Annotated in this window: 2 protein-coding genes; both read left to right on the top strand. The window is 65.1% G+C overall.

Features of this window, described 5'->3' with window-relative positions:
• Positions 1-260 precede the first annotated feature (260 nt).
• A complete protein-coding gene (locus LXT12_RS26545; protein WP_233395533.1) occupies positions 261-4,151 on the top strand; it encodes a matrixin family metalloprotease in 3,891 nt (1,296 codons plus the stop codon).
• 498 nt (positions 4,152-4,649) lie between these two features.
• A complete protein-coding gene (locus LXT12_RS26540; protein ID WP_233395531.1) occupies positions 4,650-4,856 on the top strand; it encodes a hypothetical protein in 207 nt (68 codons plus the stop codon).
• The last annotated feature ends 51 nt before the right edge of the window (positions 4,857-4,907 follow it).

Here is a 4,907-nt window from a genome sequence, read left to right as displayed (position 1 = left end):
AGGCGGGCTGAGGAGGCTCACCGCTACAGTTGTCCACAGCCGGCATCAGCCGATGCCGGCCCCAAGCCCTGGGTCAAAGTTCAATCGGCAGGGTGGGTCAAATTTAGATCGGCGCCAACACTCTCAGGGACTTCCTTGCGCTCTATGACATAACAAAGACCGAGCGCAGCACGTGGCTGGAACCCAAGCTCGTCAACGGCGGTGATAAAAAGTCGGATCTTGCCAAATACCTGTTTGGCACCACGTCCGGCACCGGGGTAATGATTCCGAAGATTTATATTGGTGGCACGGGCTCAACCAATCCGTACAAAAACATCAATGACATCCTGTCGCATCTTGGAATCAAATCCGAGGCCTATATTTCCCATCACACGCATTTCCACGTGTATTTCACGCCGCCAGACGCGAAATCTTTTGGAAAAGCGTTGTCGACGGAAGACACGACAGCGGATGGCATGCTGCCGCCCAATTCAGAGGCAACCAATCTGAATGCATCAAAAATTCAATCGCTGATAGATGAAATTGGAGCCCTTATGGATGCCCTGCCGCAAAATTACTCAGCAAGCGATTCCGTATATCGGACCATCCCCGCGGGTGGCGCCGGCGTTGTGACGCCGAGCCGCATCCAGACATGGGACATGGATTGCCAAGAGGTCGGAGCCGGGGCTGTATATACAGACTCGGCATATAACAACATTCCGGCAGCCTGGCTGGTCCTGGATTCGCTAGGCTACAAACGTGACGCCAAGACCGGTTCGTTCCCGGACTCGGTGGTGAGCGCTGCGATCTTGGGTACGACTGTTGTCACGGCGCCCAAGCATGGCCGTTTGATGGAGCAGGGGCAGGCGGGCATTGGTTTGTCGTTCCAGTTCAGCGCCGATTCGAGCTATCAAGGGATGGATCAGTTCGCACTGCGCGTTGACGCCCGTGACAAGACGGGCAAAGCGGTCAGTTACTTGCTGAACTACAAGGTTGCGGTTGTCGAGGGAATTACCAATGAACAGCTGCCGTCCGCCTGTGAGCGCTGGATGAAACAGTCTCGCAAGTCGGCATCTATCAGTTTCCCGGCGATTACGGAACTTGGGCCATTGCCGGATGCGCGTCTTGCCGAAACGTATGGGTTGGGAATCGATGCGCGCATCGTTTTGAATGACAGTAGCGCAATCAATTGGCATTTGGACCCCACACCGCTCGACAACACCGACGACTTCCTGCCCACGGCCGATAAGACCATCTGGCGCGCCAAGGCCGGTGGCGCCGCCGACGGCAAGATGGACCTGCTCTCGGTGCTGCTGCACGAGTACGGCCACGTGCTGGGGTTGGATCACGCTGGCGATTCGTCCGACTTCATGGCGGCTACGCTGCAGCCCGGCGAGCGCCGCCTGCCGACCCAGGCGGAACTGGCCTGGATGGCGCAGCGCATCGTTGAACTGAAGGTCGCGTCCGGCAGCGAAAGCGGTGGCAACGACCCGTCGAACCCGACCGCGCCGACCCAGCCGGGCCTGCCGGTGGGTGGCCGCACCGTCTCCAGCAGCCGCGCCGCGCGTCGCAGCACCGGTGACGGCAGTGCAGCACCGCAATTCGCCACGGGCGTGAATGTCAGCCTGCTCAACGGCAGCTTCGGCCAATCCGGCACGCCCAACGGCGCCGGCTGGACGACGCAGGGTGACGTCAGCTTCACGAGCGATGGCGCTACGCTGGGTGAGAGCGGCGGCCGTCAGGCGCGCCTGCTGCAAGGCTTTGCGGTCGGAGCGAACGACAGGCTGCTGAGCTTCACTCTCGCCGGGCCAGGCCTACAGGCCAATGCGGGAGGCCCTGGTGATGCCTTCGAGGTAGCGCTGCTGGATGCCGACACCGGCCTACCTTTGGCTGGCCATGTCGACTTGGACGGTTCCGACGCACTGCTGAACCGTCAGACCGCTCGCAACGGTCAAGCCGCGGTCGAGCGTCTGGCATCCAGTGTTCGCAAGCAGATCAACGCCGATGGCAGCGTGACTTATCTGGTCATGTTGGCACCGGAGCTGACGGGCAAGTCGGTACTGCTGAGCTTTGACCTGCTCGGCTTCGCGGCAGCTGACAGTCACGTCGTCGTGCGCGATGTGCACACCCTCGCCGACACCACGCCCAACCAGGCGCCGACGGCGGCCGACGGCCAGGCTTCGGATGTCGAAGACGCGGCGCTAGTGCTGAGCTGGACGAGCTTCGCCATCATCGACCCCGACAGCCGCCCCGACCTGCTGCAGGTCGAGATCACGGCACTGCCGGTTGACGGCGAGCTGCAGCGCCAGCAGGCCGACGGCAGCTGGGCCGCGGTGGCGGTGGGCGAGCGCTTCAGCGAAGCCGACCTGGCCGCACGCGGCCTGCGCTTCGTGCCGGCCGCCAACGCCTCCGGCGGCGCCGGCTACTTCGCCACCGGCGAGGGCAACCGCCACGAGCACTACGCCCGCATCGGCTTCAAGGCCTTCGACGGCGAGCTCTACAGCCCGGCCGCCAGCCTCGTCATCGACATCGCCGCCGTGGCCGACGCGCCCACGCTCACCATCACCGGCGGCGGCACCGTCACCGGTCTGGAGGACGCGGCGCTGGCCCTGCACGCCATCGTCACCGGCCTGGTCGACAACGACGGCTCCGAAACCCTGGTGCTGACGCTGACCGGCCTGCCGGACGGCTTCACGCTGACCGACGGCGCCCACAGCTTCACGCCGTCCGCGCCGCAGCGCGTCGTCAACCTCGCCGGCTGGCAGCTCGACGCCCTCCAGCTCACGCCGCCGCGCGACTTCAACGGCAGCGTGGCCCTGCAGCTGCAGGCCACCGCCATCGAAGGCGCGACCGGCGAGTACGCGACGACCTCGCAGCTGCTGATCGCGCAATTCGTCGCCGTCGCCGATGCCCCGACGTTGACCCTGAGCGCCCGCGACATCGCCGTCAGCCGCGAGCTGTTGGCGACAAGCTGGGAGACGCCGGCCAACGACCCGGCTACAGCCGAGAATCCTCTCAAGTCATCCACGGCGGTTGCAGGCCCAACTCTCGAGGGCTGGACGGTGCTGCCTGCCGTGAGCGGTAAGCAGGCGGCCTTTGAGATTCTGGCGGCCAACGATCGAACCGTGAATTACGGCGGGAACGCGCTTCGGGCTCAATCGATGCCGGGCAATGGCAGCCAGTGGCTGACCTTGCGCAACGGCCGCGCGACGCTGGCCTATCAGACGCTGGGCATCGAACGCACGGTCGACACCATCGATGGCGCTGTCTACACGCTCGGCTTCGACTACGCCGGCGGACCGGGATTTGCAGTGGCCAACACCGCCATTGGCATCTACGTCGATGGCGTCAAGGTCGGCGGTTATGCTGGTACCAGCCCGACGACGGCGCTGAACTGGGAGTCGCTGAGTTTCACGTTCACCGGCAATGGCCAGATGCGACGGGTTGCCATCGTGTTGGAAGGCGGCGATGCCATCGCCGGCGGTGCCGTACCGCAACGCAGCGCCAACATCGACGACATTCACCTCGTCGAGACGTTGCCCGTCGGCACGGCGCTCCTCTACGGTCTGGCTGACACGGCCATCGCGCTGCCCAAGGTAGCGGCCGAGCCGACCGACAGCTTCGGCAGCGAGGCGCTTGCGCTGACGCTGGGCGGCCTGCCGACCGGCGCGGTGCTCAGCGATGGCGTGCACACCGCGGCAGGCGGGACGAGCGTCGAGCTGGCGGGTTGGGATCTGACCCATCTCAGCGCCACGCCGCCCACCGGGTTCACGGGCGACATGAGCCTCACGGTGCGCGCTGCCAGCGTCGAGACCGGCAACGGCGCGAGCTCCAGCGTGAGCCAGGCCTTCGTCGTGCGCGTACTGCCCGGCACGCCAGTCGCGACGCCGGCGGGGATCAACCCCTTCGTCGTCACCACGGCGGCGGCGCAGGCCACGCAGTCCCAGGCGGGCAGCCAGTCGGTCGCGCCACCTTCCGCGGCGGCACTGGACCTGTTGGCCAGCGCCCGCGGGCAGATGGGCTCCGCGGCCGAGCCGGCACCCCTGCCCAAGACGGCCGCCGAGATCGCCCAGGCCGAGACCGACCGGGCCCGTTCCCTCAGCGATGCTTGGCTCAAGGATCTGGAAGAGCGCGCCAAGGCCCAGTGGCAGCAGTTGGTGGGAGGCAAGTGAGGTAAGAAAAGCTCCAATCGGCATGCCGTATAGGGCCAGCTGGGCCGCCCACGCCCTGACCCGCACATGAGTGGCGACGGCGCGTTGATTGGCGTCGCTGGTGAACCATCCAGGTCAGAGAGCACGATAACGCCCATCGAATCGGCCCTCACACGAGGGCCGATTCGGCTTTGGCGCGCTGACGTCGTGCGGCTGTGTTCAGGTTCATTCCAACCACACCGGGGCGCAAGGTCCAAGCCCGATAACTTTGCTGGCAAGCAATTTCGGTAGCGATAACGTTGCTCTCAGGGCGGCGCTTGCTTCACTCAGCCGCGGTCCCACGGCAAGCAAATACGTCTGCACCTGTTTCGCGCAGACTGCTCGATTCCGTCCTCTCTATGAAGGGACGGCGTCATGGAAATGCGTCGGGCACGCTGGCAAAGATATGGATTGAAGCGCAGGTCGCAACCCTTTGTTTTTGCTCGGCTTAGCATCACCCCTCCTCCCCAAGGAGTACCCATGCCGCCACGCCGCTCCGCCCTGCTCCACCTGGCCACCATTGCCCTGGCCGCGCCAGCCGCCGCCCTCGTGCGCGCCGCCGACGAGCCGCGCCGCAAGCCCGACCTGGGTGACGCTGCCGAAGGGACCTACGTCGTCAGACCTGCAAAATCCATTTCGGCGCAACGCGTTGACGGGGCAAGTCCGGCGAGCAGTTCGCGTTCATGACGGGCTCGGCAGCGGCTGACGCGATTGAGCAGCATTGGCGCCGAGAACGGC

This window comes from Pelomonas caseinilytica (assembly GCF_021353235.1).
Classification (GTDB): Bacteria; Pseudomonadota; Gammaproteobacteria; order Burkholderiales; family Burkholderiaceae_C; genus Pelomonas; species Pelomonas caseinilytica.
Note: the sequence above shows the minus strand (reverse complement) of the source record. Positions and strands in the feature narration are given on the sequence as shown.